This window comes from Nitrospina gracilis Nb-211 (assembly GCF_021845525.1).
In the GTDB taxonomy this organism is placed as follows: domain Bacteria; phylum Nitrospinota; class Nitrospinia; order Nitrospinales; family Nitrospinaceae; genus Nitrospina; species Nitrospina gracilis_A.
The window spans coordinates 2,882,270-2,907,502 of sequence record NZ_JAKJKD010000001.1 but is presented as its reverse complement, the minus strand read 5'-3'; the positions used below and the strand labels follow the sequence as shown (position 1 = coordinate 2,907,502).

At 57.5% G+C, this 25,233-nt stretch carries 30 protein-coding genes; 20 read left to right on the top strand and 10 right to left on the bottom strand.

Annotation, left to right across the window (positions count from 1 at the left end; genetic code table 11):
* Positions 1-97 precede the first annotated feature (97 nt).
* Positions 98-604 (top strand): gamma carbonic anhydrase family protein, encoded by a 507-nt coding sequence (locus tag J2S31_RS13800; protein WP_237099740.1) that lies wholly within the window; start codon positions 98-100, stop codon positions 602-604.
* A gap of 28 nt (positions 605-632) precedes the next feature.
* Positions 633-1,508 carry an MTAP family purine nucleoside phosphorylase gene (locus tag J2S31_RS13795; protein ID WP_237099739.1) on the top strand — a complete coding sequence of 292 codons (876 nt, stop codon included), beginning with the start codon at positions 633-635 and terminating at the stop codon, positions 1,506-1,508.
* Positions 1,509-1,521: 13 nt separating this feature from the next.
* Here the strand turns inward: J2S31_RS13795 and J2S31_RS13790 are convergent, their stop codons facing one another.
* Positions 1,522-3,027: a hypothetical protein gene (locus J2S31_RS13790; protein ID WP_237099738.1), complete on the bottom strand. Its 1,506-nt coding sequence runs from the start codon at positions 3,025-3,027 to the stop codon at positions 1,522-1,524.
* Positions 3,028-3,253: 226 nt separating this feature from the next.
* Between J2S31_RS13790 and J2S31_RS13785 the strand changes: the two genes are divergently transcribed.
* Together J2S31_RS13785 and J2S31_RS13780 are read left to right on the top strand one after the other, a co-directional pair.
* The gene (locus J2S31_RS13785; protein WP_237099737.1) at positions 3,254-3,790 is read left to right on the top strand and encodes a YchJ family protein; all 537 of its coding nucleotides are present in this window, start codon (positions 3,254-3,256) and stop codon (positions 3,788-3,790) included.
* 17 nt (positions 3,791-3,807) lie between these two features.
* Complete coding sequence (locus J2S31_RS13780) at positions 3,808-4,005, top strand: hypothetical protein (RefSeq protein WP_237099736.1); 198 nt, start codon at positions 3,808-3,810, stop codon at positions 4,003-4,005.
* Positions 4,006-4,047: 42 nt separating this feature from the next.
* Here the strand turns inward: J2S31_RS13780 and J2S31_RS13775 are convergent, their stop codons facing one another.
* On the bottom strand, positions 4,048-4,221 hold the full coding sequence (locus tag J2S31_RS13775) for a hypothetical protein (protein WP_237099735.1): 174 nt from the start codon (positions 4,219-4,221) through the stop codon (positions 4,048-4,050).
* 475 nt (positions 4,222-4,696) lie between these two features.
* Here J2S31_RS13775 and J2S31_RS13770 point away from each other — a divergent pair, with 475 nt between their 5' ends.
* The 7 genes from J2S31_RS13770 to J2S31_RS13740 all read left to right on the top strand — a co-directional run bounded on the left by J2S31_RS13770 (position 4,697) and on the right by J2S31_RS13740 (position 8,639).
* Complete coding sequence (locus J2S31_RS13770) at positions 4,697-5,638, top strand: hypothetical protein (protein ID WP_237099734.1); 942 nt, start codon at positions 4,697-4,699, stop codon at positions 5,636-5,638.
* Between the two features lie 161 nt (positions 5,639-5,799).
* Entirely contained in the window at positions 5,800-6,198 is a 399-nt protein-coding gene (gene bamE, locus J2S31_RS13765; protein ID WP_237099733.1) for an outer membrane protein assembly factor BamE domain-containing protein, read from the top strand.
* 70 nt (positions 6,199-6,268) lie between these two features.
* On the top strand, positions 6,269-6,793 hold the full coding sequence (locus J2S31_RS13760) for a hypothetical protein (protein WP_237099732.1): 525 nt from the start codon (positions 6,269-6,271) through the stop codon (positions 6,791-6,793).
* A 13-nt stretch (positions 6,794-6,806) separates the two neighbouring features.
* Complete coding sequence (locus J2S31_RS13755) at positions 6,807-7,241, top strand: hypothetical protein (RefSeq protein ID WP_237099731.1); 435 nt, start codon at positions 6,807-6,809, stop codon at positions 7,239-7,241.
* An 11-nt stretch (positions 7,242-7,252) separates the two neighbouring features.
* Positions 7,253-7,813, top strand: coding sequence for a hypothetical protein (locus J2S31_RS13750; RefSeq protein WP_237099730.1), 561 nt, complete (start codon positions 7,253-7,255; stop codon positions 7,811-7,813).
* 192 nt (positions 7,814-8,005) lie between these two features.
* The gene (locus tag J2S31_RS13745; RefSeq protein WP_237099729.1) at positions 8,006-8,368 is read left to right on the top strand and encodes an STAS/SEC14 domain-containing protein; all 363 of its coding nucleotides are present in this window, start codon (positions 8,006-8,008) and stop codon (positions 8,366-8,368) included.
* Positions 8,369-8,432: 64 nt separating this feature from the next.
* Positions 8,433-8,639 carry a DUF2905 domain-containing protein gene (locus tag J2S31_RS13740; protein WP_237099728.1) on the top strand — a complete coding sequence of 69 codons (207 nt, stop codon included), beginning with the start codon at positions 8,433-8,435 and terminating at the stop codon, positions 8,637-8,639.
* A gap of 42 nt (positions 8,640-8,681) precedes the next feature.
* Here the strand turns inward: J2S31_RS13740 and J2S31_RS13735 are convergent, their stop codons facing one another.
* Complete coding sequence (locus J2S31_RS13735; protein WP_237099727.1) at positions 8,682-8,972, bottom strand: coiled coil domain-containing protein; 291 nt, start codon at positions 8,970-8,972, stop codon at positions 8,682-8,684.
* A 261-nt stretch (positions 8,973-9,233) separates the two neighbouring features.
* On the opposite strand from J2S31_RS13735, the gene J2S31_RS13730 reads away from it, so the two are divergent.
* The gene (locus J2S31_RS13730; protein ID WP_237099726.1) at positions 9,234-9,827 is read left to right on the top strand and encodes a class I SAM-dependent methyltransferase; all 594 of its coding nucleotides are present in this window, start codon (positions 9,234-9,236) and stop codon (positions 9,825-9,827) included.
* Positions 9,828-10,468: 641 nt separating this feature from the next.
* On the opposite strand, the gene J2S31_RS13725 is transcribed toward J2S31_RS13730, so the two are convergent.
* A complete protein-coding gene (locus tag J2S31_RS13725; protein ID WP_237099725.1) occupies positions 10,469-11,458 on the bottom strand; it encodes an amidoligase family protein in 990 nt (329 codons plus the stop codon).
* A 284-nt stretch (positions 11,459-11,742) separates the two neighbouring features.
* Here J2S31_RS13725 and J2S31_RS13720 point away from each other — a divergent pair, with 284 nt between their 5' ends.
* The gene (locus J2S31_RS13720; protein ID WP_237099724.1) at positions 11,743-12,120 is read left to right on the top strand and encodes a tetratricopeptide repeat protein; all 378 of its coding nucleotides are present in this window, start codon (positions 11,743-11,745) and stop codon (positions 12,118-12,120) included.
* Between the two features lie 13 nt (positions 12,121-12,133).
* Here the strand turns inward: J2S31_RS13720 and J2S31_RS13715 are convergent, their stop codons facing one another.
* Both J2S31_RS13715 and J2S31_RS13710 read right to left on the bottom strand, forming a co-directional pair.
* Positions 12,134-12,982, bottom strand: a complete 849-nt coding sequence (locus tag J2S31_RS13715) for a chlorite dismutase family protein (RefSeq protein ID WP_237099723.1) — start codon at positions 12,980-12,982, stop codon at positions 12,134-12,136.
* Between the two features lie 29 nt (positions 12,983-13,011).
* Complete coding sequence (locus J2S31_RS13710) at positions 13,012-13,341, bottom strand: YnfA family protein (RefSeq protein ID WP_237099722.1); 330 nt, start codon at positions 13,339-13,341, stop codon at positions 13,012-13,014.
* A gap of 122 nt (positions 13,342-13,463) precedes the next feature.
* Here J2S31_RS13710 and J2S31_RS13705 point away from each other — a divergent pair, with 122 nt between their 5' ends.
* Both J2S31_RS13705 and J2S31_RS13700 read left to right on the top strand, forming a co-directional pair.
* On the top strand, positions 13,464-15,272 hold the full coding sequence (locus tag J2S31_RS13705) for an OPT family oligopeptide transporter (RefSeq protein WP_237099721.1): 1,809 nt from the start codon (positions 13,464-13,466) through the stop codon (positions 15,270-15,272).
* A 206-nt stretch (positions 15,273-15,478) separates the two neighbouring features.
* Positions 15,479-17,176 (top strand): putative bifunctional diguanylate cyclase/phosphodiesterase, encoded by a 1,698-nt coding sequence (locus J2S31_RS13700; protein ID WP_237099720.1) that lies wholly within the window; start codon positions 15,479-15,481, stop codon positions 17,174-17,176.
* A 9-nt stretch (positions 17,177-17,185) separates the two neighbouring features.
* Here J2S31_RS13700 and nhaA read toward each other — a convergent pair whose 3' ends face one another.
* On the bottom strand, positions 17,186-18,406 hold the full coding sequence (gene nhaA / locus J2S31_RS13695) for a Na+/H+ antiporter NhaA (RefSeq protein ID WP_237099719.1): 1,221 nt from the start codon (positions 18,404-18,406) through the stop codon (positions 17,186-17,188).
* Positions 18,407-18,827: 421 nt separating this feature from the next.
* On the opposite strand from nhaA, the gene J2S31_RS13690 reads away from it, so the two are divergent.
* The 3 genes from J2S31_RS13690 (at position 18,828) to J2S31_RS13680 (ending at position 21,037) form a co-directional block, all read left to right on the top strand.
* Entirely contained in the window at positions 18,828-19,379 is a 552-nt protein-coding gene (locus J2S31_RS13690) for a tetratricopeptide repeat protein (protein WP_237099718.1), read from the top strand.
* 57 nt (positions 19,380-19,436) lie between these two features.
* Positions 19,437-19,634, top strand: a complete 198-nt coding sequence (locus tag J2S31_RS13685) for a hypothetical protein (RefSeq protein ID WP_237099717.1) — start codon at positions 19,437-19,439, stop codon at positions 19,632-19,634.
* Between the two features lie 152 nt (positions 19,635-19,786).
* Positions 19,787-21,037 carry a TerC/Alx family metal homeostasis membrane protein gene (locus J2S31_RS13680; RefSeq protein WP_237099716.1) on the top strand — a complete coding sequence of 417 codons (1,251 nt, stop codon included), beginning with the start codon at positions 19,787-19,789 and terminating at the stop codon, positions 21,035-21,037.
* A 74-nt stretch (positions 21,038-21,111) separates the two neighbouring features.
* On the opposite strand, the gene J2S31_RS13675 is transcribed toward J2S31_RS13680, so the two are convergent.
* The 3 genes from J2S31_RS13675 to J2S31_RS13665 form a co-directional block, all read right to left on the bottom strand.
* Positions 21,112-21,327: a dodecin family protein gene (locus J2S31_RS13675; protein WP_237099715.1), complete on the bottom strand. Its 216-nt coding sequence runs from the start codon at positions 21,325-21,327 to the stop codon at positions 21,112-21,114.
* Between the two features lie 35 nt (positions 21,328-21,362).
* Entirely contained in the window at positions 21,363-21,839 is a 477-nt protein-coding gene (locus tag J2S31_RS13670) for a PepSY domain-containing protein (protein ID WP_237099714.1), read from the bottom strand.
* 217 nt (positions 21,840-22,056) lie between these two features.
* Complete coding sequence (locus tag J2S31_RS13665) at positions 22,057-22,590, bottom strand: DUF2231 domain-containing protein (protein ID WP_237099713.1); 534 nt, start codon at positions 22,588-22,590, stop codon at positions 22,057-22,059.
* Positions 22,591-22,711: 121 nt separating this feature from the next.
* On the opposite strand from J2S31_RS13665, the gene J2S31_RS13660 reads away from it, so the two are divergent.
* Together J2S31_RS13660 and J2S31_RS13655 are read left to right on the top strand one after the other, a co-directional pair.
* On the top strand, positions 22,712-23,230 hold the full coding sequence (locus J2S31_RS13660; RefSeq protein ID WP_237099712.1) for a helix-turn-helix transcriptional regulator: 519 nt from the start codon (positions 22,712-22,714) through the stop codon (positions 23,228-23,230).
* 39 nt (positions 23,231-23,269) lie between these two features.
* On the top strand, positions 23,270-24,982 hold the full coding sequence (locus J2S31_RS13655; protein WP_237099711.1) for an FAD-dependent oxidoreductase: 1,713 nt from the start codon (positions 23,270-23,272) through the stop codon (positions 24,980-24,982).
* Positions 24,983-25,233: the final 251 nt, after the last annotated feature.

Below are 25,233 nucleotides of genomic sequence, written 5' to 3'. Positions count from 1 at the left end.
TTGCAACCGGCCCCCTCACGTCCTGCCGGAATCCCAAAAGACCAAACCAACGAAAAAACGGACATACGAAAAGCTAAAAACGAGTCGGAACCGAACCATGATCCAAACTTTCATCGACAAAACACCGCAAGTCCATTCCTCCGCGTGGGTCGCGGACAACGCCCGGGTGATCGGCGATGTCGTCATCGGCGAGTCCAGCAGTGTCTGGTTCAACGCCACCGTCCGCGGCGACATCAATTACATCCGTATCGGCAAACGCACCAACATCCAGGACGGATGCGTCCTGCACGTTGCGCGCAAAACCCTGCCGCTCATCATCGGCGACGAAGTGACCGTCGGTCACAATGCGGTCCTGCACGCCTGCACTATCCAGAACCAGTGCCTGATCGGCATGAGCGCCACGGTCATGGACGGTGCGGAGATCGGCGAGAACAGCATCGTCGGTGCGGGAGCGCTGGTGACGCCCGGCACCAAAGTTCCGCCGCGCAGTCTCGTCGTCGGTTCGCCCGCCCGGGTGAAGCGTGAATTGACGGACGAAGAGATCCGCAACATCCGCGAATCCGCCGCGCATTACGTCGCCGACCTCGAACATTATTTCGAGTGATCCGCTTCATTGTTGGAGGAGCGCATTCATGACAGCAACCCTGGCCGTCATTGGCGGCAGTGGCGCTTATCATCTGTTGACGAGGAACCGGCTGGGAGAGGAAGTCGATTGTGCCTCGCGCAGCACCCCGTTTGGTGAAAGCGCACCCCTGCATGAATTCCGTTACGGCGAACAGTCCTTCCTGTTTCTGTCGCGGCACGGGGAAACCGACTACTCCCTGACCGCTCCCTTCGTCAATTACCGCGCCAATATTTACGCGCTGAAGGATTGCGGCATACAACGCATCGTTGCCTGGAGCGGACCCGGCATCATCAACCGGGCTTTCCGGCCCGGCGAGTTCGTTCTGCCGCACGATGTGATCGACGAAACCAAAAACCGCGAATCGACGTTCTTCAAGGGCCGGGGCGTGGGGTTCATCCGCCAAAGCGATCCCTTCTGCCCGGAAGTGCGTGGCGCCCTGCACGAAAGCATGCACCTCTCCGGCCTGCCGCACCATGAAGAGGGTGTGTACGTGTGCACGCAGGGACCGCGGCTGGAGTCACCCGCCGAAATCAGAAAGTTCCGCATCATCGGCGCAGACCTCGTCGGCATGACACTGTGTCCGGAGGCGTTTCTCGCGCGCGAACTGGAGATGTGTTACGCGCTGGTCTGTTACCTCACCAACTATGCGGAAGGCGTGGTCGAGCGTGATTTCAAAAAGGGCGAGCTGTTCGAAGGCATGCAAAGCGGCGAAGAGAAGACGCAGGTCGAGGCGGCGGTTCAGCGTTTTCCGGAGATCATCGCCGGCGCGTTCGCCCAACTGATGAACCGGACGCCCCAATGCAACTGTCCGCACGCCCTTCAGCGTTACCGCGACAAGGGCATGATCGGCGGCGACTGGCGCGAATGGGTGGGCCCGCCCTGACGCGATTGCCCGCTCAGGGAAAGCGCAGGGATACGGGATCCGGGTTGTACTTCAGCATTTTGTTCTTGTGCTTGAGGTAGGCCGAATGCCAGGGACGGCTGGTGCGTGCAAACACCCGCGCCTGCGGACCTTCAAACACCTTCACCCAGCCTTTTGCTGTTTCCAACTCACGGTTCTCTTTGCCGGTCAGAATGATGTCGTGCGGATAAAACTCCAGGAAGTACTGCCAGCCCTGCCAACCTTTGTGAAACACCATGTTCTGCCTGACCAGCTTCGGCTCATACACCGTCCAGTAGCGCCCGTCGCTCGAAACCTTTGAGTGCGGGAGATGAAAGATCACGTACTGGCCCCAGTTGGTTGGCGCCAGTATGTTGCCGTTGATGTGGTTCTCTTTCAAAAACCGCACCGCGTGAATGGGGAAGTAGGCCGGGTCCACTTTCAATTCAAAATCCGTACGCTTGAGTTTGAATATCTGCACGTTCACCTGGAACGCTGCGAACGCGATGATGAGCACCGTCAGCGCCGCGTTTGCCCAGCGCGGCAGGGTGCGGGGGGACGATGTGCGCGAGCGGAACCGGTCCATGAACGCCGCCAGTTGCAGGGGCAGGTACGGCGTCATCAGCAATCCCGTCAACACCGTGTGACGCACATGCTTGATACCAAAAGCGATGCCGAACAGAATGATCGCCACCTCCCACCAGCGTTTGGGAACCGGGGAGAATAAAGTCGCCAGAAAAAGCAGAACCAGAATTTTAAAATGCAGATGGCTGGCATCGAACAGGTTGAGCGCGTACCATTCGGTAACGTCGCGGCTCTGCGGAATGGTCTTCAGGAAAAAGGTCAGGAGATCGATGCCATAAGGATTCACCAGCATTGCCGCGCAGGATGCGGCCCACGCGGCCAGCAGGTATTTCCAGTTCGATCCCTTGGTGAATGCGTTGCGCACCGTTTCCACCGCCACGATCATGGAGAAGATGCCGAGTCCCGCCACCACGCCGCCGTGGCAGTTGACCCACAACATGAACACTGGCGGGACAAGGATCAGGGCGTTGCGGTTGCCATCAAAAAATTCATAAACGAGGTAGATCAGGATCGGCAGAAAAAAATATGTCGCCAGTTGCGGGCGCATGGCAAATCCCAGCGCCAGCACGTGCGTCAGCAGAATGAAATGGAGCGCGTAAGCGAGAAGATTGTTGGAGCGGGAGAAATACAGGTCCGACAGAAGGTGGATGATCGACAGGCCGAGTAGGAGGCGAAACATCAAAAGGCCGGTGGAACCCCACGCGTCGTAAATGAGGTAAAACACCACCTCCATCAGCCACTCGTGGTTGATCCACGGCCCCTTGGACGTGTACGCGTACGGATCGGTGAGCGGGATTTTCCCCGAGTTCCAGATCTCGCCGCCGTAGGTGATGTGGCCGAACAGATCCGGATCGGCGTACACGAAGGTGAACGCATTCAGCGCGTACGCGTAAACGAGGCATTGAATGAGTGGGCGGTAAAACCGGGAGTAATCCATAGCCGGGTGTATCGGGTTCGCGTTTTGGATCGGCGGCTGGCCGCGGATTTTCAGTGCGTCACGCGGGCGGACCCCGCTGGCGGCGCTTCATCTTACCGGAAACTTTGCCCGGAAAACACCCTCGATTCTGTTTTCCCGGCGCCCGCAACCATGTAAACTAGGCGCGGTGGTTGTGAATCGTGACCGGCGTACAACCTCCGCCTTATTAGCATCTCTGGAGAACCCAATGAAAGACTGTCCCTGCGGACTTGACTCCCCGTACACCGATTGCTGTGGCCGCCTGATCCGTGGATCAGGTTATGCGGACACTGCCGAAGACCTGATGCGCGCCCGCTACACCGCGTTTGTCATGAAAGAGTGGAAGTTCCTGTTCAATACGTTGTGCGCCGAAGAACGGGCCGGAAAAAAGGCCGAAGATTTTGAAGAGAACCTGGGTCTCGTGACATGGAACAGGCTGGAAGTGCATGGTGCCCGCCGGGGCGGGCAGGACGACGATACCGGCACCGTCGAGTTCGTCGCGCATTTCAACGATGGGGATGTGGAAAAATCCCTGCACGAAACCGCTTCGTTTTTTAAGGAGAAAGGCCGGTGGGTGTACAGTGAGGCCAAGTCGAAATCGCACGTGCATGCCGCCGGTCAGAGCTGTGGTCACGAACCCGCCGAACCGAAAAAGCCGTTCGTCCGCGACCAGCCGAAAGTGGGGCGGAACGATCCGTGTCCCTGCGGCAGTGGAAAGAAGCACAAGAAGTGTTGCGGCAAGTGAGATGCACGGGGTAGGCCATGCCCGGATTCGGCTGGAACATTCCTTTGCCTTACATCACCGGCGCGGTGTTTCTGATTTTTCTTTTGGCGTTCGCCGTGTCGCCATTCAGCCCGCGCTGGGAGAACATCCTGTTCAAAACCGGTACCGCCCTGTTCTGGGCGGTCCTCTGCCTGTGGGCCATCAAAGGCCTCCTGCACGCATTTCTTCGGAATTGAATTCGGTTGCTTCGCGCTTTGCGGCCCCCGCTTGGAAGGCCGCTATTTGCGCCGAACCAACTCTTCCGGCAGGCGATCGAAACGGCGCCGGGCGCGTTCGTATTTTTCCTGCTGAGCGGTGATCCGGGCCAACAACTTCCGCCTGATTTGCAGGTCTTGCCGTTGCTGGATTTGGCGCTCAAGAGGTTCGGGCTTGGGTTCAAACCGAAACGTCATGATTCTTCATTCCCATTTGGAAGAATAAGTTTCGTGAGGGAGACGGGGAGCCTCCCTACTGTGAAAATTATAGCATGATATTGAAAATAAATGAGTTGTTTGATTTCTGAGTGGGTTTTTCGGCAGTCCTATTCGGTCTGAACTTGATCTGTTGTCCGGAAAGACGTGGTTGAGGGCGGCAACAGGGGGTGGCCTCCTTCCCAAGGTAAAAAGAACAGGATGTTTAGACCCCTGTCCCTGGGAAATCTCTGTAGGAACGCGGAGAATCCCGACCCATCCATAAGAGGTAAATTCAGAATCCGTTTGGACATTTTGTCAGCATATATCGGTAGTACTAAAAAGCGCGTTGCCTCAAACACGTTCTCTTTTCGTCTCTTGCCTCAAAAAAAGTGGGGTGACGGCTATCCCTTCCTGATCCAATGCATCTAAATCCAGACGTCGCATTACGAATGCAATGAATACATTAAGGGATGGCATGAAACGGATTTTTCTTGGCTTGGCAGGTTTGTGGTTCGGATTGGTTAGCGCTGGTTTCGCGCATGCCGGTTCGCTGGAGGTGCCGCACCCGCATTACGGTTTGAGCATTGGCAATTCGGAGACATTCAATGGTCTCCGCTTCAATCTCGCCGATGAAAACGTGAAGGCGGTGCGCGGCATGAACTTCACCGTGTTCAACTGGGAAGAGCATTACGAAAACGCATACACGCTGACTGCCGACCGCATCGATGGCCTTGCACTGGGATTGATGGGACCGCGCGCGCGGGAGATCAACGGCCTCGCCCTCGGCTGCTGGCTGACGAACGTGGACACCTTGCGCGGTATCAACATCGCGCCGGTCCACGTGATCGGCGGCACGACCACCGGCTTCACCTTCAGCCTCGTGCATACGCTGGAGGAGATGAACGGTATCAGTGTCGGCATGGTGACCAACATCGGACAAGAGTCGAATGGCATCCTCATCGGCCTGCTGTACCTCACCTCGCCGAAAGTGAACGGACTGGTGATCCAGGGCCTGTTCAGCGGCAAGGTGGAGGAGGTGCGTGGCGTGTCGCTGGAATGGGGCAGTCTGGCGTTCCTCGCCTCCGGCATCCTCGCCGGGTTGGCGGTGGGTCCGGCGCCGGAGACTCCGGCATCGCCCTCACCCTCGTTCTCTCCCGTGGGATCGAAAAAACTGACGGGACTGATGATCGGCGGCTACAACGTGGTGGAGGAACAGCAGGGGGTTTTGCTCGGCCTGTTCGGCAACAGCATCAAGAAGGGTTCCGGATTGCAGATCGGTTCGTTGTTCAACACCGCCAAGTCGTTCGACGGGGTGCAGGTTGGTTTCATCAATCACATCGAGGAAAATCCGTTTCTGTTCCGCTGGATGCCGGGCATCAACTTTCATTTCGGCGGGGACGAGGAAGAAACCGATTGACCTGCCTCCCTTGCCGGCGCTCCCGCCTTTCATTGCATGCCGCTTTTTTGGATTGATAATACGGAAATTGCGTGACCCAACGCGGCGTGCAGCCCTATTAATGATCCCATTTTTTTGGATACTTGATATAATTTGAGTGAATTTTGAATTGGGAGTCTGTCATGACCTGGAAACGCATAATGGCAACGGTGGCGGTGAGTGTTCTGGTTTTCTCCGGCTGTGCGAGCTCCGGGGGGGACCAGGTCAACGCGAAGCAGATGACCATCGGCACCGTGCAGAGCGAAATCAAGATGGGCATGTCGGCGGCGCAGGTGGCGGAAGCTCTGGGCTCGCCCAACATCGTCACCACCGATGAACAGCGGCGCGAGGTGTGGATTTACGACAAGGTGTCTTCCAACCGCGTGGACACCAGTGGCTCGGCGTACGGGACCCTCATCATTCTTGGCGGGAGCTCCCGCTCCTCTTCCAGCACCAGCACGCAAAAGACCATGACCATCATCATCAAGTTCGATGAAAATAAAATGGTACGGGACTTTGCCTACAACTTCACCCAGTTCTGATTCCTTTCCTCTCCGTCGCACAAATTTGTGGGCGACGCTGTCGCTTTGCTTGGTGGTGGGAAGCGGATGCGTGACGCGGGTGGAGGATCCGGCGACACTGTTCATCCTCACCCCGGAAAGCGCGCAACACCGCGCTTTGCAGACCCGCTACTTTGAAACCACGGACGAGCAGGCCCTCCTTTCCGCGTCAGCCGCAGTGCTTCAGGACCTCGGTTTTCAGATTCAGGAAAGCGTGCGCGACCTCGCCCTCCTGCGCGCGTCGAAGGAACGGAGCGCCTACGAGTACGGGCAGGACATCACCCGGTTTTTCATGGCCGCGGCGGGAGTCTTCGGCCAGACCGTCATCCTGATTCCCATCGACCTGCACCAGAAAATCGGCGCGACGCTGGCCCTGCGTCCGGTGGACGCCCAGGGGAAAAGATATTCCGTGCGCATCACGTTTTACCGTGTGATCTGGGAGAGCGACGGGCAAAGCGGGGATCATTATATTCTGCCTGGAGCGCAGAGGATGGAGATGATTCACGACGCGTATATCTACCAGCAGTTTTTCGCCAAACTATCCAAGAGCGTGTTTCTGGAGGCTCATAAAATCTGAAATGAGGACCGCCATGCACCAACGAACTTCTCTCCTCTGCCTTGCCTCTTTGTTGCTGGTCCTTTCGGCCTGCGCCCCCACACCACCCAAAACCGATTTGCTGGCGCCTTCCGCCCAGCAGTTGAAACTGCGCAGTTTTCAGACGCGCACGTTTGATGTGAAGGACCGGCAGGAAGCGGTGCGGGCGGTGATTGCGGCGTTGCAGGACCTGGGCTTCATCGTCGAGCGGGCGAACGGCCCTTTGGGACTCGTCACCGCCGGCAAATTCGCCGAACCCAGTTACGTGGACCTGGTGGAGCTCACTGTCACCGTGCGGCCGAAGACGGAAACGCAAATGGAGTTCCGCGTCAACGCCGTGTTCAACACCAAGCCCATCGAAGACCCCAAGGTGTACCAGAACTTTTTCACCGTCCTGCAACGGGCGCTGTTCGCCGCCCCGCAGGGATAAAAGGTGTGAGCATGCACCGGTTTCCGTTTCAAATTCACCGCGCATTTTCATTGATGCTTGCCGGAACCTTGTTTTCGGGATGCTCCATGTACTCGGTGGAGCGGCAGTGGAATTCCAGCAGTCAGATCCTGATGTCCGAGGCCAGCCAGGTGAAACTGCGCGCTCAGCAGACGCAGGTGTTCGACACGACGGACCGGGATGCGGTGATGCAGGCGGTGGTCGCCACCCTGCAGGATCTGGACTTCACGCTGGAAGTGGCGGACCCGGAACTGGGCGTGTTCTCCGCAAGCAAACTGCACCGCGACGGCAACGACAGGTACATGGATATTTATTACACCATGTATGACGGCGACGAGCTGTTGATGTTCGCGCGGAATTACCGGTCGTGGGGACCGTTCCAGCACCGGCGCGACCTGGTGCGGCTCACCGTCACCGTGCGGCCGAAAAGCGCCTCGCAACTCATGGTGCGGGCCAGCGTGCAGTACGATCTGCGGGCGGTGGAAGATCCTTCCGTCTATCAGGTGTTTTTCAAATCACTCCGTCAGGCCATGTTCCTGTCCTCCAACCAATGAGTTTCACCCGCAGGCTTGTAGAGTGAAACGGGCTGTGACCGCGGTGCGCTGCTCTGCCGATCCCGCCGCCCGCGTGACCTGAAAAAACCGGAACAAAATCCGCCCCGGCGGCATCTAAATAAACAGAACTCCCCAAACGGAAACAGGGAAGAAGACGCCAATCGAGGTTTTTTGAGGAAAGGAGACGCTGTCATGATTGCGGTCGAAAAACTGGGCGAGAACCGCGTGTCGCTGACCCTGCCGGAGAAAGTCGAGGTCAATGATTTCCCCAGCGCGGCGCCGGAGGTGGACGGGCTCATCGAGCGTTACGGGCGTATCCGCCTTCTGCTCAACCTGGCATCGCTCCGCCGCTGGGACGGCTGGCAGGCGATCAAGGAACACATCGCATTCGTGCGCGCGCACCATCACCACATACAGCGTATCGCGGTGGTGGTCGGTCCGCTCTGGCAACGGATTGCGGTGCGCGTGATGCGGGTGATCGTGTACGCGCGGGTGCATGTGTTTGAAACGACGGAACTGGAGGCGGCGCGCGCCTGGCTGCAGGAAGAAGGTTGAGCGGAATCCGCCGGCAAAAGGGATGGCAAATGCAGGTTGCAATGCGTGAACGGGTGACACAGGCATGACCACGCAACGGGTGTTGATTGTGCTGGGTGTGGCGTTGCTTGCGGTGGGACTGCTGTGGCCGTGGATCGGCAAGCTCGGCCTCGGCCGCCTGCCCGGCGACATCACTTTCCGCCGCGACAACTTCAGCTTTTATTTTCCCATCACCACCTGCATCGTGTTGAGCGCGCTGGCGACGCTGATCTTCTGGTTGTTCCGCAAATGACCCGGGGTCAACCTTCCTTTGCCACCCGCGTCAGGCGCCCGCTTACCCTTTGAAGCGCGACCACGCCGACTCGATGCCCGATTTCAAATCGTTCCATGACTTGTCGAGCCCGGTTTTCAAATCTTCCCACGCACCTTCGCTCGCAGTCCGCACTTCCTTGAGCTTCGCCTGCATGTCCGCTCTTTTCTTACGCAACGCTTCCACTTCATCGAGATACTTCATCTGCGCTTCCGCCTCCGCCTGATCGGCCTTCGCCTTCAGCTTGTCGATGTCCGCGGAGATCTCATCGAGTTTGGAGTGCATCCAGTTCACGTACTCTTCCTTCTTGCCCATGCGAGCCTCCTTTTTTATTTTCCATTAGGGACTTTGTTGGTTTAGATGCAGAAAACGCAGGCGGCGTTGCAGGATGCGGCAATTCGAAGTGTCTGAATTTGCTTGTAAAAATAGGGAAAGCATCGTCGCCTTGCGGACACGCCATTTTCATAATTGACCCCGGGTTCGATTCGGAATTAAGGTAAGAGGCTGTCAACTTTCAAAAGGAGGTGGGCGATGCGGTGGTGCGGAAATCGAACGGAAACAGGCGGGTGGCGTTGGTTGATATTGGCGGTGCTGGTGCCGGTACTGGTGTCATGCGGCCATTCTCATTCCCACGGAGGCAAACGTTACTGGAGCGAGGACCGCGATCAATGGCAGAAACCGGAGGCGGTGATCGCCGCCCTGCATCTTCAGCCCGGCATGACCGTGGCCGATCTCGGTTCCGGCACCGGTTACTTCACGCACCGTCTGGCGGGTGCGGTGGGCGCGGGTGGACGGGTGTATGCCGTCGATATCGACCGCGACCTGCTGGAAGAGGTGGGCCTGCTTGCCCGGAAGAAAAACCTGAACAACGTTCAACTGGTGCGCGCGGCGAAGCACGATCCCCAGCTCCCCGAACCCGTGGACATGATTTTTTCCTCCAACGTGTACCATCACCTGGAAGACCGCGCGGCGTATTTTGAAAACGCGAAGCAGTACCTGAAACCCGGCGGGCGGGTGGCGATCCTCGATTTCCGCGAAGGGGCGTTCCGCCACTTCACGCGGCGGGCCACGGTGATCGAGGAGTTCGAACTGGCGGGCTACACGCTGGTGGAGGAACTCACCTTCCTGCCGCGGCAGAACTTTCTCATCTTCAAACCGCAATCCCCATAACTCATACCAGGGCTGGATAACCCGCGCCGTGCTTCTGCCGGAGTGGATGGGAACGGGGGGCCTTCCCGGCTCGCGGTTCCACACCCGGTGGGTTCCGCAAGGGGAAATAACCCGTCCCTTCTCCCATCCGGCTAAAAAAGCCCATAAAAATCAACGCGTAAAAAAAATTAAAAAATCGGTTGACAGGAACCCTCTTTATGTTATGATTATGATAATGATTTTCAAAATCATAGCTGAAGGACTTCAGGCATCCAAAAAGCTGAATTTTGAAACCTCAATTTAACGCGTTACCGGGTCCGTGTGAGGAGGGACCGGGGGCTGTGATTCCCGACTGGGGTTGGGAGTTAAGGAGCGGTTGATGGTTCCTCGGCCATTCCCAGCTCCTGGTCCTTGACCCGGCTTAAAGCAGGATCTTCCTTAGCAGGTTCAAACGCATTGGTTCTTGCGCGGCCCGGCGGGCCGTCTTCCCCCGCCGGCCGCGTCTGGAAAGAGGGGGCCGTTTCTGCTTTCTCAAAACAGGCTTACCCCTCCCGTGGAAACGGCTCTCTCTTCTTCCAGATCTTCCTTCCGGTTCACCATCACCGATTTTTAGAAAACAAAACCCGGCGGAATTTTTTAATGGGGGCACGGTTGCGGCGTGTTCAGGTTTTTAAAAAGGCGGGAACTTTTTCCGCCCACTTGCCTTTGAACAGCTTGCCCGCGTGCTCGAGGTATGCGCGGCTCATTGCTTCCAGTCTTGCGGTGTCTTCGGCCAGTTCTTCCACCTGCACCCACAGGTTCCAGTGGTGAGCGATGGACCAGGAAGGATCGTTCAGCCGGCAATCGGGCAGGCGGAAGTGAAACGTGGGGCGGGGCTTGGTCAACTCATCCACGACCAGTTGTTTCATCAATCCCTCGTTGATGTGGGAGAGGAGGGGAAACAGGTCCAGTTCGCGGTTCCGGGTGTCGTTGAACCTGACGTAATCGCGGATGAACGCCTCGTCATCGGGCTGGTAGTCCGGGTTCAGCACTTTCAGCACGTACGGTTCCGGAAACGGCCGGATGTACGGCGAGAGTTTGCGCGCGAGATCGATGCCCATCTGTTCGCGCAGCCATTCCGCCAGAAGCAGGTAAGCGCGAAGCACGTTCAGGATCCACGCGCAATCCCGCACCGCCACTTCCGGGTTCAGGTGCATGCCGAATGCGTAGAAGACGCCTTCGTCGGTGCCCTTCACCTTGAGCTTGCGCAGTTCCGCAATCAATTGATCGAGTTCTGCAAGGCGGTCGATGGGGATCGGCGGCGTCACCAGCTCGTAGGGCACGACGTGTTTCATGACGTCACCCACTGCTTCCAGAATGTCGTCGAACACCTCCTGCGGCAGCAGTTCGTCGATGAGCGGCGCCTCCTCTTTGCCCGGTCTCTCCCAGTGCACGTACTGGGTGTCGAGTTCGATAGTGAAGGTGCCGAGCGAGGTGTCGCGGATTTTGAACAGGTGGGGATCGATGCGGTCGAAGGTGCCCGGATAAATGCGTTGCACTAGCTCAGCCAGTTGGCGTCCGTCTTCCGCCGCGAACTCCAGCTCGATGCCCAGCGTGCGCATGTCGCCTTGTTCATTGCGCGGGATCGGGGGAATGCGGTATTCGGCTTCCAAAACTGCCTCCGGAAAATGGCCCTGTTCCATAAAATTCCCCGCAGATGGAATGGAAAAGGGCGGGTTCAACGGGGAGCGGTTCCGTTATTATAATATGCGGGGATTCGGCTTTAAAGGGACGTGGTCCGATTTCCCTTTGCGGTAGCGGACGAGACTGCGTCGGATACCGGCCGAAAGAAAAAACGTCTCTTCTCCCGGCGGGTTGGGTTTGCGGGGTGGCAAAAAACGTTGCGGTCTATATAATGTGAAATTCTTTTTTGAACCGTCTATCCGGAAGGCGTTCCATGACACATCGACTTCCCGCATCCATCGTTTGGGCGTGGATGCTGGTTTTTTTTCTGCTGGCCGGGTGCGAAAAACCGCCCGCGCAACCGCTGATTCTGCCCGCAGGTGCGGAGCCATCGTCGTTCATGTTCAACGAGCGCGGCACCGGGTATTTCAATCAGGGCAACTACAGCGAGGCGGTGATCGCATTTTTGCAGGCAAAGGCCGCCGACCCGCACGCGGGTGAAATCCATTTCAACATCGCGCTCTGCCGCCACATGATGGGAGAGGAAAAAAAGGTGCGCGAGTCGTTGAAGCTGGCCAGGCAGTATGCGCGCGGCAATCCGGAAATCCTGCAATCGCCCTTTTATCTGCAATACATGGGGAAAAGCGGGTGACGCCAGCCGCCTCTCAGTCCTTCAATAATTCGACCAGTCCCTGAACCCGCGTTCCGTACACGATGGGCGCTTCCTCCACGAATTTCCATTCCGGGTTCCGTTCCGTGTCGCGCAACCCCTCCAGCAGGGAGGTGAACACCTCGCGGTCGCGGTCGGCGTATTCAAAGTAGGTGACGAAGTCCGACTCGCCGTCGATGAAACGCGACTGGTACAGCTTGCGGAAAATTTTCTGAATGTAGCGGAAGCCGATTTCATTGTGCCCCTCGTGCGCGGCGCCGAACCGCTCCGGATGCTGGAAGAAATACGCCTGCCGTTGATCCAGCGGCAGGCCCCACCATGCTTGCGATTTCGAAAGCGGAAACACCACGGCGTTGGGTTGCTCGAACCCGGAGCCACGTTGCGGCGCGTTTTGTTTCAGCCGCTCCAGCGTGGCGGCGTCGGTATACCGCAACTCCGAGGTGACGCCGTAAATGATCTTCAAATCCAGCCGGTGTTCGGCGGCATTGCGGAACGCCTGGTAAAAACCGTCGATCTTCCCCCGATCCATGGACTCGACGCGGATCACGCCCAGCGGTTGCGGTGCCAGCGGTTTGCCAGACATCGTGTAACGCACGGTTTTGATGTAGAGGATGTTTTCCGGTCCCGATTGCGCCGGGAGAAAATCGTTGGTGAACGATTGGGCCGCCTGTTCCGTGAGGGCGGCGAGATCCCGTTTCCATTCCTCCGTCAATTCCACTCCGCTCTTTGGGAACAGGTAAATGAATCCGCCCCACTGACCCTGCGCCGCCGGTGCGGTGGAGGGTGCAAGCGAAAGAAGAAGCAGAGCCAAAACGGCCAGGGTTTTATGACAACGAAGAGACATATTGCCTCCAGAAAGAAAACCTCGAGTGATTAAATGGAGGGACGCGGGCCGAACAGAATGAGCGCCGCGCCGCCCAGGCACACCAGGGAACCCAGCACATCCCACCGGTCCGGGCGTTGGCCTTCAATGAACCACAACCACAGCAGGGATGCGGCGATGTACACCCCGCCGTAGGCCGCGTAGGTGCGTCCGGCGAAGGCGCTTTCGATGCGCGTGAGCAGGAGGGCGAACGCGATCAGCGACAACAGGCCGGGAATCGCCCAGTACGCACTGCGCCCAAGACGTAGCCACGCCCAGAAGGCGAAACAGCCGCCGATCTCCGCCACCGCCGCCGTGATGTAATAACCAAACGCGTGCATGAAAAGTCACCACCCTGTTTGAAATGGACCTGGATGCTTTCATCGTATTCCTGGATGGGCCTGCTTCCATGATACCAATGTGCCGGTTTGGACCGAAAGAGGGTTTTCTTTTAGAATGAGAAATGGCCTCTTTCGAAAACCAGTTTCATCCCGCTCCCGGCACCCCGCAGTTGACCGTGCGTGCGGTGCTCACCGGCATGACCCTCGGGGCGCTGTTGGTTCCGTGCAACGTGTACAGCGGCTTGAAGATCGGCTGGTCGTTCAACATGTCCATCACCGCCGTGCTGTTGAGCCTGGCGTTCTGGCGGTTGGGCGAAAAGGTGGCGGGCGCGTCCCCGTGGGGCATTTACGAAAATAACATCAACCAGACCGCCGCCTCGGCGGGGGCGTCGATCGTGTCCGCCGGGCTGGTCGCGCCCATCCCGGCGCTGGCGCTGTTGACCGGCGAGCGGCTGGCGTGGGGTGTGCTCGCGGTGTGGACCTTTGTCATCAGCGCGCTGGGTCTGGTGATGGCGGTGGGCCTCCGGCGGCAGATGCTGATTGCGGAAAAGCTCGCCTTTCCCGCGGGCGTGGCGACGGCGGAGGTTTTGCGCGACATCTACGCGCACGGAAAAGAAGCGACACTGCGTCTTAAAATGCTGACCGCAAGCGCCGTCGTGGCCGCCGGGGTGAAGGCGCTGGAGGCGACCACCACCCTGGTCGGGCGCGCCGGGTTGCCCGCCTCGTTCGGCTGGAGCGCTTCGGGCGCATTGAAGGCGGCAGGCTACCAGCAGGTCACATTGAAAAATCTCGGTTTCGTGCTCGATCCTTCCCTGCTGATGATCGGGTTCGGGGCGATCGTCGGCGTGCGCGTCGGCGTGTCTCTTCTGCTGGGTGCGGTGCTGGCATGGGGGGTGCTGGGACCGTGGGCGCTGGCCCGCGGCTGGGCACAGGCGGGGGCGCGTGATGCCGATGCCTTCTGGTTCGCCGACATGGTGCCGTGGCTGTTGTGGCCCGGCGTGACACTCATGGTGACGGCGTCGCTGGCTTCCTTTACCATCGCTTCGGTTCGGGCTCTGCGTAACCGGAAGGAGAAGCAGGCGGCAGCGGAAATCGCGGACATGGCCACAGGCGAGACCTGGCGCGGGTTCCGCATCGGGCTGGTGCTCGCCATGGTGCTCGTGGTCGTCGCGCAGGTTGTGTTATTCGACATCACCTGGCTGATGGCGGTGGTGGCGGTGGTGCTGACGTTTTTTCTGGCGATCGTGTCGGCCCGGGTGAGCGGCGAGACGGGCATCCCGCCCATCGGCGCGCTGGGCAAGGTGACGCAGTTGACTTTCGGTGTGCTGTCCCCCGCCAATGCCACCACCAACCTGATGTCGGCCAACGTCACCGGCGGTGCGGCGGGTCAGTGCTCCGACCTTCTGCACGATTTGAAAACGGGGCTGCTGATCCATGCTTCGCCGCGACTGCAGAGCATCGCGCAGGTGTTCGGCATTCTGACCGGGTCGCTGGCGGGAACCGCCGCGTACCTGTTTCTCATTCCCGATCCGCAGGCCATGTTGCTCACTGCCGAATGGCCCGCGCCGGCGGTGGCCACGTGGAAGGCGGTGGCGGAGGTGTTTCAGCAGGGGCTGGGCGCCCTGCCCGCGGGCTCGGTCCCGGCCATGGCCGTAGCCGGGGCGGTGGGTTTGTTCTTCGCCCTGCTCGAACGGTTTTTGCCGGCGGCCCGGGCCCGGTGGTTGCCCAGTGCGGCCAGTCTGGGCCTGGCCTTCATCATTCCCGCGTGGATTTCCCTTTCCCTGTTTCTGGGCGGCCTGCTTGCGTGGGTTCTCGCTCAGCGGGTTCCCGAATGGCACCGGCGGTTTCTGGTGGTGCTGGCCGCCGGGCTGGTGGCCGGGGAAAGCCTGACCGGAGTGGCCCACACCCTCCTGCAATTCCTTACCAATTAGGCACAGCAATGAACTTTCAAACAAAAATATCAGACCTTTATATTGAAAGTGATTATCATTATCTGTTAACCTATATGCATAATTTTTCTAAATAATTAAAAATTCAAACCGTTAAGAAGGTTGCTCCTATGCTCTTGGTTCCAAGTCACAATAATTCAAATAGAAACAGCCAGATTCTCATTTATGAACCCTTAAAGGGAAATCGCATGACGTTCCCCCACGGTTTTGCGCAAATTCCACAAATAGTCGCCATCATGGAAAGTCTGGTGGAAGGCGTGATTTTGACCGACCTCAGGGGGTTTATTTTGTGGACCAATTTCGCGGTTCAGCAGTTGTTGGATTTTTCTTCATCGGAGCTGGCCGGGCGCAATATCCGGTCCCTGTTCGCAACGCCTTCGATGGATTTCTGGGATATGCAGTTTGGCTACGCAGACGAAGACCCGGAACCTGTACTTTTGCAAAAAGGCGCCTGCGAGATTCGCGGCATCGGCCGCAACGGTTCCCTGGTTCCATTGAGTTTGAAGATGACACGGCTGGAAAAGGGGGAGGAGCCAGGTTTGGTGTTCATGATTCAGGATCTGTCGGAGAAGAAAAAGGCGGAAGAGACCATCAAGCACCTCGCCTATTATGATTCCCTCACCGGACTGCCTAACCGCGAGTTGTTCTGCGACCGGTTGATCCAGGCGCTGGCACATTCCCAGCGGCACCGGGAACTGCTGGCGCTGATGCTGGTGGACCTGGACGGCTTCCGGTCCATCAACGACACGTACGGCGAAGAGATGAGCAACCGGGTGCTGACGCAGGTGTCGCACCGCATCAGCAACGCGTTGCCGGAAGACAATTCTCTGGCGCGTTTGCACGGTGACCGTTTCGGTTTGATTGTGCCGCAGATTGAGAAAGGCGATGCCATGTATCTGGGACAGCAGTTGCTGTCCGCGTTCCGCAAACCGTTTCCCTGCATGGACAAGGAAATCCTGGTCACCGGTTCGATCGGCATCGCCCTCTACCCGCACGATGGGGTGACCGCACCCAGCCTCATCAAGAATGCGGAGATCGCCATGTCGCAGGCCAAGCGGTCGGGCAAGAACACGTATTTCTTTTTCGATCCGCGCATGGAAGAAAAAGCCAGCTCGAGGATGGAACTGGCGGGGGCCATCCGCCGCGGTCTCAAGCAGAAGGAATTCGAAGTATTTTACCAGCCGCAGATCGATTTCCAGAGCGGCCGCCTGACCAGCACCGAGGCGCTGATCCGCTGGCGGCATCCGCAACTGGGCTGGGTGCCGCCCTCGACGTTCATCCCGCTGGCGGAGGAGACGGGGCTGATCCTCGATATCGGCGAGTGGGTGCTGTCGCAGGCCTGTTCGCAGAACAAGAAGTGGCAGATGATGGGGTTGGGCAATCCGCGCATTGCGGTGAACCTTTCGGCCTGTCAGTTCCAGCAGGAAGGTCTGGCTCAGAATATTTCGCGCACTCTTGAGGAGCTGGACATGAAGTCGCACGCGTTGGAGGTGGAACTCACCGAAAGCACGTTCCTGAAGAACCCGGAGAAGGGGATGAAGGTTCTCAACGAGTTCCGCGACATGGGGGTGACGGTGTCCATCGACGATTTTGGAACGGGGTATTCCTCCCTCAGCTACATCAAAACCATCACGCCGGGCGTGCTCAAAATCGACCAGTCGTTCATCAATGAAGTCATCAACCCGACCAACAAGGCGATCGTGCAGGCCATCGTCACCATGGCCAAGTCGCTCGACATCGAAACCATCGCCGAAGGCGTGGAGACGCAGGAACAGTTCGACATCCTGCGCGACATGGGATGCGACAAATACCAGGGGTACTATTATTCCCCGCCGGTGCCCGCCGATGGCATGACGCAGATCATGATGCAGGACATGAAGAACTGACGCCTCGCTTCATTCGGATTTTTTCAACTGCTCGAGCAAGCCGGAATCCGCCTTGCCCTTCTGCCTCAGGGCACCGTGTAACAGCGCGACGCCAAGCAAACCGGCAATCAGTGATCCGGTCAGAATGCCCAGCCGCACGTTGCGGGTGTCATTCAGCCCTCCCAATTCGAACGCCAGCGAACCGATGAACAGGCTCATGGTGAAGCCGATGCCGCAGAGAAAGGACACGCCGAGTATCTGCGGCCAGGTGACTTTTTCCGGAAGCGTCACCCATCCCATCCGTGCCGCCACTCCGGTGAACCCGACAATGCCGAGAGGTTTGCCGACGACCAGTCCCGCGAGAATCCCCAGCGTGACAGGGTCGGCCAGGCTATCTGGTCCCAGTCCGCTCAAGGGGAGCCCGCTGTTGACAAACGCGAACAGAGGCAGGATGGCGTAATTCACGCCGGGTTCCAGTGTGTGTTCCAGGTGGCGGCTGGGCGGGGTGCGGTTTTTTTGTTTGATGTTTTGAGGAATCGTGAACGCGATCATCACTCCCGCCAGCGTGGCGTGCACTCCGGATTTGAGCAGAAAGAGCCAGAGCAGGAAGCCGAAAATCATGTAGGGCCACAGGCGGAGTACGCCCATTCGATTGAACGCAACCAGAATCAGAAACATGCCGCCGGCAAGCAGAGTGTTGAAGAGAGAAAGGCTGCTCGTATAAAAAAGGGCGATGATGACGATCGCCCCCAGATCGTCAAGAACCGCAAGCGACAACAGGAACATCTTCAAATTGGCGGACACCCGGTTCCCAAACAGGCTGAGCACTCCCAAGGCGAAGGCGATGTCGGTGGCGGTGGGGATGGCCCAGCCTTTCAGGGCTACCGGATGATCCCAGTTGATCCACGCGTAAAGCAGTCCCGGTACCGCCATGCCCCCGGCGGCGGCGACGGCGGGAAACAGGAATTGGGACGGCGCGCCATGCCCTTCACCTAATGTTTCGCGCTTGATCTCCAGTCCCACCAGCAGAAAGAACACGGCCATCAATCCGTCATTCACCCAGATGCGGAGGGGCTTGGAAATCTCAAGGTCGCCGATGCGGATTTCGACAAGGGTCTCGATGAAGTCGTTATAGGTGTGATGGAAGGCTGAATTGGCGAACCCGATGGCCAGCACTGCGGTCAGGCACAGCAATGCCCCTTCATGGGCCTCCCATTTAAAAAATCGTTCCCACCATTTTTTGAATGGCATGGTTCCGCTCCTCTCAATCGGTGAATGCGCTTAAAAAGATTATAGACGCCAGCACTCATATTCCGAAGGAAGGCGGCGAAAAAAATTCTCAATGAAATATTTTTTCAAGTTTTTAACTGATTCCTTGAAAAGAAGTAAAACCGATTTTGAAGTTGATTATTAAAACGAGAGTCGGGGAATCGTTTGACAATCCGCTCATTGATTTTATTTTTCAAAGTATGAGGGAATAACGAACCGAAAGGAGGTTTCTCTCGTGCGTTGTTTAGAGAAAAATTTTTTAAAGATCGTTGGTCTGTTAATAATTTCTTTCCTGTTTGCCGGCGCTATGGAAGGCCGCTACCAGGAGGGGATTCAATTTTTGAACTTCAATGATTATAAGAAGGCTCATGATATCCTGAAACCCCTGGCCGAGGAAGGTCATATGCGGGCACAGACACAGATCGCACATCTGTACCGCAATGGCTTGGGCGTCGAAAAAAACAGCACGCTGGCGCGTCACTGGTATTTGAAAGCCGCGAAGCAGGGCGGTGCGGAGGCACGCTTTCACCTGGGCAAGATGTATTTTGAAGGCGACGGGGTTGCCAAGGACTTTCGCCGCGCCTTCAAATGGTTTGAGCGTGCCGCCGAAGAGGGCTATTCCACGGCGCAGTATCGCCTGGGTGCGATGTACGAATTGTCGCAGGGCGTGATTCAGGATTACGCCAAAGCCGCTTATTGGTATCAGCAGGCCGCCAACCGGGGCATGCCGCAGGCGCAGTTCATGCTGGCCGACCTGTATTACAAGGGGCAGGGCGTGCCGCAGGACCTGGTGCTTGCTCATATGTGGGTGAATCTCGCGGTGTCCACTACACGGCCCGCCGACAAGGATTACAACGACATGGTCCTTCTGCGCGACAAGCTGGAACGGCTGATGAGTGAAAACCAGATACGCACCGCGCAGAACAAGCTGGAAAGCTGGCAACCGGTGAATTGAGCGGACCATCTGCCTTACGGAATTCGCAAGATCCATCGATCAAGGAGGTGAATCGTCATGATGCAGGGTATCGTTGACAAAACGACTTGCTGTGAATGCAATGCGCCGATCACAAACTGGACGGTCAAGTGTTCCAACTGCGGTGAGATGTTCCCCGCGGGCAACATTCATGTCATGATGGCCCGCGGATTTGGAATCATTCTTGCCGTGGCGCTGGTTGCGGCCGTTGCCATGGAATTACTGCAGAGAATCTGACCCAGGTGTGCGGTTGTTACGCGTGACACCTGTTATCGGCATATAGAGAGCCGGTCCACTGGGCCGGCTCTTTTTTTTGCATCTGAAAAAATTTGGAGGCGCGTTACACTGAGGGGCAGGAATTCGTTTGCGCACCCAGAGGAGAGGCTTCCATGATTGCCGTATGGATTGGATTCCTGGTGCTGGTCCTGAGCTTGCTGGCACTGGACCTGGGAGTGATCCACAAAAAAAGCCGTGAGATGCCGATGAAGGAGGCGCTGGCGTGGGTCGGTTTCTGGGTGGGGCTGGCGCTGGTATTCAACGTGTTCATTTATTTCCTGTATGAATACCAGCTCTTCGGTTCGATACCGCTTATGGAGGATCACAGCGGACGCAAGGCGGCGCTCAAGTTTTTCACCGGCTACCTGGTGGAAAAGTCGCTCAGCATGGATAACATTTTTGTCTTCTTACTCATCTTCCAGTATTTTCGCGTTCCTCTCAAATATCAGCATCGCGTTCTATTCTGGGGCATTTTGCTTGCCGTGATTCTGCGTGGTGTGATGATCGGGTTTGGCGTCACCCTGCTCAATCAGTTTCAGTGGATGTTTTATGTATTCGGCGTCCTTCTCATTTTCACCGCCGCCCGCATGCCCGCCGCGGAACAGGAGAGCATCAACCCGGACCGCAATCTGTTCGTACGCGCGGTGAAGGCATTGATTCCGGTCACCATGCAGCATCATGAGGAAAGGTTCTTCGTGCGTCAGGACGAACGCTGGATGGCCACGCCTCTCTTCCTCGCGCTCATCCTGGTAGAAACTTCCGATATCGTGTTCGCTGTTGATTCCATTCCTGCCATCCTGTCCATCACCCGCGACACCTTCCTTGTGTACACGTCGAACATCTTCGCCATTCTCGGACTGAGGTCCATGTATTTTGCGCTGGCGGTGGCGGTATCGCAGTTCCGCTATCTCAGCATCTGCCTGATGTTCATCCTCGGTTTCATCGGTGTCAAAATGATCCTCACGCATCATTATCCGATTCCCATCGAAGTTTCTATGGGCGTCATCGTTGGCATCCTGGCCCTGGGCGGGGTGGCGTCCCATCTCGACAAGCGGGGCGAGGGCACCCGCATGTTTCAACCGATCGCCGAGGGAGCGCGGACGCTGGCCCGGTTGACGCAATACGGGGGCAGGCGGATTGTCACGTTGGTTGTGGGCACAACGGTGTTGATGGTGGGGGTGGTGTTGATCTTCACGCCGGGACCGGCACTGGTGGTGATTCCCGCCGGGTTGGCGATCCTGGCGATGGAATTTGCGTGGGCACGCTGGTTGTTGAGGCGCATCAAGGCGCAATGGAAGGACTTGTCTGACAAGCTCCCGCAAAGCCTGAAGGACAAGTTGAAACGCGATTCCAATCAGTCATGAAAAAAAGCCGGTCCCATTGTGGACCGGCTCTTTGTTTGCCCGGATAGTGAGCGGCGAACGGTTTGACAACCGGGTCAACCTTTTCCGTGGTACTTGAAGGAAAGCGCCACCTTCGCCCGATAGGCGGCCACCTTGCCATTCTCGATTTTCATATCGAGTTCCTTGATCTCCGCCACGCGAAGATCTTCCAGGCTTTCGCTGGCCGTGTCCACGGCTTTTTTGGCTGCGTCCTCCCAGGATTTTTCACTCGTTCCAACCAGCTCGATGATTTTGTAAACGCTGTTCGGCATGATTGACCTCCTTGGTCAGGGTCAACAAACCGGCGTCATTCCGTTTCCCATTCCAGAATGCTGCCGTCTTCGGCAATCTTGACTTCGTTTTCCTTATCGTCCTTCATGAACTCCACTTCGTAGAACAGGTGGCCATCTTCAATTTCCTTGACCAGCTCCTTCATCGCCGTCCGGTCAGTCAGGCGGGTGACGGTGGCGCGCACGGCTTCAGGAAGCTCTTCCAGTTCGACGCTTTCCTCCCATTCCTTCACCGAGCCCTTCTCCGTGACCTGAAGTTCGGCGAGCTTGCCGCCTTTCCGGTAATGCACCTTGTAGACGCGCTCACCATCCTTGCGTTTGGCATGGATGGATTCGATATCATTTCTGGAAGTGTGGGTTTGGATGACGCTTCGCGCCGGCTCGGAAACTTCGTCCAGAGTGACGGTTTTCTTGCCCTGTAACAGGCCGCATCCGGAGAAACCCATCAGCATGAGAGAAAGAACCATGGTCGCAGTCAGTTTCCAATTTTTCATGAAAGCCTCCTTATCCGGAATAGTGTTGTGTCTTTATTTTATGATTCCATTTAAAAAAATTCGATTCTTTTGCCCGGAAATTCCGGAATTTAATGATGTTTTAATTGAAATCGACAGGCACTCTCGTTAGCAAAAAGGGAGGATCTGCCGCAGGGGCGATTTGCGCTGAGGCCCCAGGCTCGTTTGATATAAATCCTGAATAACCACTCCATATGGTTTAATCGCGGTCATCGTGGTCCTGCTTATGCAACACTTCGGGCACAGGCACCCCCTTGTTCAGAGGAATGGACACTCGGTATTCGGGAGCCAGATGGGCGTTGGCCGCGCCATATTTGTAAACCAACCCCCCACCGGTATGTCCCGCGTTGGCAAGGGGCACGATGGCCGCCAGGCTCAAAATCGCCAGGCCCAGCCGCGCGCGATGAGAATTTTTAAACCGATAGCCCGCAATGGCGATTACCAGCAAACCGCCGGCAATCCAGGGGATGGCCTCGCCCGCTTCTTCATGTTCTTCAATGACGCGTTCCGAAACTACTTTTTCGACGCGTTCTTCGTCCTCCTCACCAAGAAATACGGCACCTGCGGCGAACAGCGTGTAGGCCAGGGTCATGACCACCACCGCCCCCCAGACTCGCGTGGACCAACCTTTTTTTTGGATGCCCCACCAGGCGAAAAAGGTGACGAAAGGCAACAGGATTCCGAGAACGATCGGGAAGTGAACGACAACCGGATGTAATGGCAAATCAAACATGATATTCTCCTTTCGCTTGTGTTTGGCTCTAAGATCGCGAATATTTCCGAAAAGCTCCATCCGGATTTTGGACTATAAGAAAATACCGGTTTTTCATGAGGTTGCAGGGAGTGTAGGGGAAATGGAGGATGTCAACAAGGGCGGGTGGCTGGCGGTTTTGGCGCTTTCGGGTGCGTTTGTTTTGCTGGTGAGCGCGGACCTGGTGAACGATTGGATGCGCGGCGGTTCCGGTTTGCACCTTTTCCTGGAAGGAATCCTGCTGGCCGTCAGCGGTGTCACGTTTATTTTCGGCCTTGTCAAGCTGACCCGGGCGAACAGGGAAATTCTATTTCTTCGCGGCAATCTGCAATCCCTTGAAGACGAGCGTGACCGCTGGAAGAGGGAAACGCATGAGTTGCTGGAGGGACTTTCGGCCAAAATAGAACGGCAGTTTGTAGAATGGAAATTGACCCGGGCGGAAACGGAGGTGGGTTTTTTGCTCCTCAAAGGATTTTCGCTCAAGGAAATCGCCGATCTCCGCGACACCAAACTGAAGACCGTACAACAGCAGGCGCAGGCCATCTATCAGAAAACCGGATTGGGAAGCCGCTCCGCGCTTGCGGCTTTTTTTCTCGAAGACCTTCTGCCGCCCGGAAGCTGAATGCCCGCAGGGAATCGACGAAGCAGGGAGCCCAACAGGATGTCATCGCAACGCATTGTGATTGTAGGTGGCGTGGCCGGCGGAGCGACTGCCGCCGCGCACGCCCGCCGTCTTTCCGAAGATGCCGAAATTCTGATATTCGAACGCGGACCTTACGTATCCTTCGCCAACTGCGGCCTACCCTATTACATAGGTGAGGAGATCGAAGACCGCGAAAGCCTGCTGGTGCAAACTCCCGAAGGCCTGCACCGGCGTTTCAACCTCGATGTGCGGGTGAACTCCGAGGTGGTTTCCATCGACCCTGCCACGAGGCAGGTCGAGGTGCGCCAACGCGAGACCGGCGAGGTTTACCGGGAGCGTTACGATCACCTGATTCTGTCCACAGGGGCGGGCCCGTTGAAACCGCCGATACCGGGTATCGAACGCCCGGGCCACTTCACCGTGCGCGGCATCCCGGATGTCGAAGCCATCCTCGAATGGACCACCACCCGTAAAGCCGAACGCGCCGTTGTGGTCGGTGGCGGATTCATCGGTCTGGAAATGGCGGAACAGTTGCGCGGCCGCGGAATGAAGGTGGACCTGGTGGAAGCACTGCCGCAGGTGATGGCCCCATTGGATTTGGAAATGGCGGCGTGGCTCCAACAGGAACTGCGTTCCCACGAAGTACGCCTGCACCTGAACGAACCGGTGCAACAGTTCGATACGCCGGGTGAAGACGAAACCGCGCAGGCTTCGGTGGTGGTGTTGAAGAGCGGGCGACGCCTGCCCGCCGACCTGGTGATCCTCGCGCTGGGTGTGCGCCCGGAAACGCATCTCGCCAAGGAAGCGGGGGTCCGGGTGGGCGATTTGGGTGGGATCCGGGTCAATGAATTCCTGCAGACCAGCGACCCGCATATCTGGGCGGTGGGGGATGCCATTGAAGTGCGGCACTGGGTCACGGGCGAGTGGACGCTCATCCCGCTGGCCGGCCCGGCCCACCGGCAGGGACGCATCGTCACCGAAAATATCTTCGGCGCTTCCATGAAGTTTGAAGGCGTGCTGGGCACTTCCATCGTGCGCGTGTTTGAAATGACCGCCGCCGCTACCGGCGCCAGCGAGAAAACCCTGCAACGCCTGCAACGGCCTTATGGCGTGGTGCACCTGCACCCCGCCGCGCATGCGACGTATTATCCCGGCGCACACCGTCTCGCCATGAAGGTGATGTTTGACCCCGGTAACGGCACCTTGCTGGGAGCCCAGGTGGTGGGCAAAGAAGGGGTGGACAAGCGCATCGATGTGCTGGCCACCGCACTCAAGGCGCGGATGACCGTGCACGATCTGGAAGAGCTGGAACTGGCGTACGCACCTCCCTTTGGCGCCGCCAAGGATCCGGTGAACCTGGCAGGCATGGTCGCCCAGCACGTGGTGCATCATGACATTGGCGTCGTGCAATGGCACGAGGTCAGCCACCTCGATCCAAAACGGTTCCTCCTGCTGGATGTGCGCGATGCGGTGGAGCGGGAGGAGGGAACCATTCCCGGATCGCTTCACCTGCCTCTTCCGGAATTGCGGGAGCGGGTGGAGGAGTTGCCGCGCGACAAGGAAATCGTTGCCTTCTGCCAGACGGGCCAACGTTCTTATTTCGCCTGCCGTTTTCTCGCGCAGAAAGGGTTCCGCGTGCGCAACCTTTCAGGGTCCTACCGCACCTGGCAGATGGCCACCCGCGAGCAGGCTCTGGCTGCGCAACCGCATTCCACGCCGGGACCTTCCTGAAGCGTTCCCCTGTTTTCTCCCCACTATTATTTTCCAGAACATTTTCAACCTGTTTGATTCTGTCCTTCGGAGTGAGATGCGCAGCCGAGTCAATATTGCGGGGAAGTGGATCTGTATTTTTTGTGCGGTCATCCAAAGGGCCGCGATCATTGAGGTTTTCTTTCTTCACGGCGGGTGCGGTTTTGATTTGACCCCGCTCCGATTACCTGCTTTGGTCTGCGTATCGTTGACGGGTTTCCTGATCGGGAATT

Coding starts and splice junctions, on each gene's coding strand:
- J2S31_RS13740 (WP_237099728.1), top strand. CDS start 8,433: ATGACCACGCAACGGGTGTTGATTGTGCTGGGTGTGGCGTTGCTTGCG.
- J2S31_RS13680 (WP_237099716.1), top strand. CDS start 19,787: ATGATTGCCGTATGGATTGGATTCCTGGTGCTGGTCCTGAGCTTGCTG.
- J2S31_RS13675 (WP_237099715.1), bottom strand. CDS start 21,327: ATGCCGAACAGCGTTTACAAAATCATCGAGCTGGTTGGAACGAGTGAA.
- J2S31_RS13670 (WP_237099714.1), bottom strand. CDS start 21,839: ATGAAAAATTGGAAACTGACTGCGACCATGGTTCTTTCTCTCATGCTG.
- J2S31_RS13655 (WP_237099711.1), top strand. CDS start 23,270: ATGTCATCGCAACGCATTGTGATTGTAGGTGGCGTGGCCGGCGGAGCG.
- J2S31_RS13790 (WP_237099738.1), bottom strand. CDS start 3,027: ATGGATTACTCCCGGTTTTACCGCCCACTCATTCAATGCCTCGTTTAC.
- bamE (WP_237099733.1), top strand. CDS start 5,800: ATGACCTGGAAACGCATAATGGCAACGGTGGCGGTGAGTGTTCTGGTT.
- J2S31_RS13710 (WP_237099722.1), bottom strand. CDS start 13,341: ATGCACGCGTTTGGTTATTACATCACGGCGGCGGTGGCGGAGATCGGC.
- J2S31_RS13780 (WP_237099736.1), top strand. CDS start 3,808: ATGCCCGGATTCGGCTGGAACATTCCTTTGCCTTACATCACCGGCGCG.
- nhaA (WP_237099719.1), bottom strand. CDS start 18,406: ATGCCATTCAAAAAATGGTGGGAACGATTTTTTAAATGGGAGGCCCAT.
- J2S31_RS13770 (WP_237099734.1), top strand. CDS start 4,697: ATGAAACGGATTTTTCTTGGCTTGGCAGGTTTGTGGTTCGGATTGGTT.
- J2S31_RS13775 (WP_237099735.1), bottom strand. CDS start 4,221: ATGACGTTTCGGTTTGAACCCAAGCCCGAACCTCTTGAGCGCCAAATC.
- J2S31_RS13690 (WP_237099718.1), top strand. CDS start 18,828: ATGCGGGCACAGACACAGATCGCACATCTGTACCGCAATGGCTTGGGC.
- J2S31_RS13700 (WP_237099720.1), top strand. CDS start 15,479: ATGACGTTCCCCCACGGTTTTGCGCAAATTCCACAAATAGTCGCCATC.
- J2S31_RS13745 (WP_237099729.1), top strand. CDS start 8,006: ATGATTGCGGTCGAAAAACTGGGCGAGAACCGCGTGTCGCTGACCCTG.
- J2S31_RS13795 (WP_237099739.1), top strand. CDS start 633: ATGACAGCAACCCTGGCCGTCATTGGCGGCAGTGGCGCTTATCATCTG.
- J2S31_RS13785 (WP_237099737.1), top strand. CDS start 3,254: ATGAAAGACTGTCCCTGCGGACTTGACTCCCCGTACACCGATTGCTGT.
- J2S31_RS13720 (WP_237099724.1), top strand. CDS start 11,743: ATGACACATCGACTTCCCGCATCCATCGTTTGGGCGTGGATGCTGGTT.
- J2S31_RS13715 (WP_237099723.1), bottom strand. CDS start 12,982: ATGTCTCTTCGTTGTCATAAAACCCTGGCCGTTTTGGCTCTGCTTCTT.
- J2S31_RS13660 (WP_237099712.1), top strand. CDS start 22,712: ATGGAGGATGTCAACAAGGGCGGGTGGCTGGCGGTTTTGGCGCTTTCG.
- J2S31_RS13800 (WP_237099740.1), top strand. CDS start 98: ATGATCCAAACTTTCATCGACAAAACACCGCAAGTCCATTCCTCCGCG.
- J2S31_RS13735 (WP_237099727.1), bottom strand. CDS start 8,972: ATGGGCAAGAAGGAAGAGTACGTGAACTGGATGCACTCCAAACTCGAT.
- J2S31_RS13705 (WP_237099721.1), top strand. CDS start 13,464: ATGGCCTCTTTCGAAAACCAGTTTCATCCCGCTCCCGGCACCCCGCAG.
- J2S31_RS13750 (WP_237099730.1), top strand. CDS start 7,253: ATGCACCGGTTTCCGTTTCAAATTCACCGCGCATTTTCATTGATGCTT.
- J2S31_RS13755 (WP_237099731.1), top strand. CDS start 6,807: ATGCACCAACGAACTTCTCTCCTCTGCCTTGCCTCTTTGTTGCTGGTC.
- J2S31_RS13665 (WP_237099713.1), bottom strand. CDS start 22,590: ATGTTTGATTTGCCATTACATCCGGTTGTCGTTCACTTCCCGATCGTT.
- J2S31_RS13685 (WP_237099717.1), top strand. CDS start 19,437: ATGATGCAGGGTATCGTTGACAAAACGACTTGCTGTGAATGCAATGCG.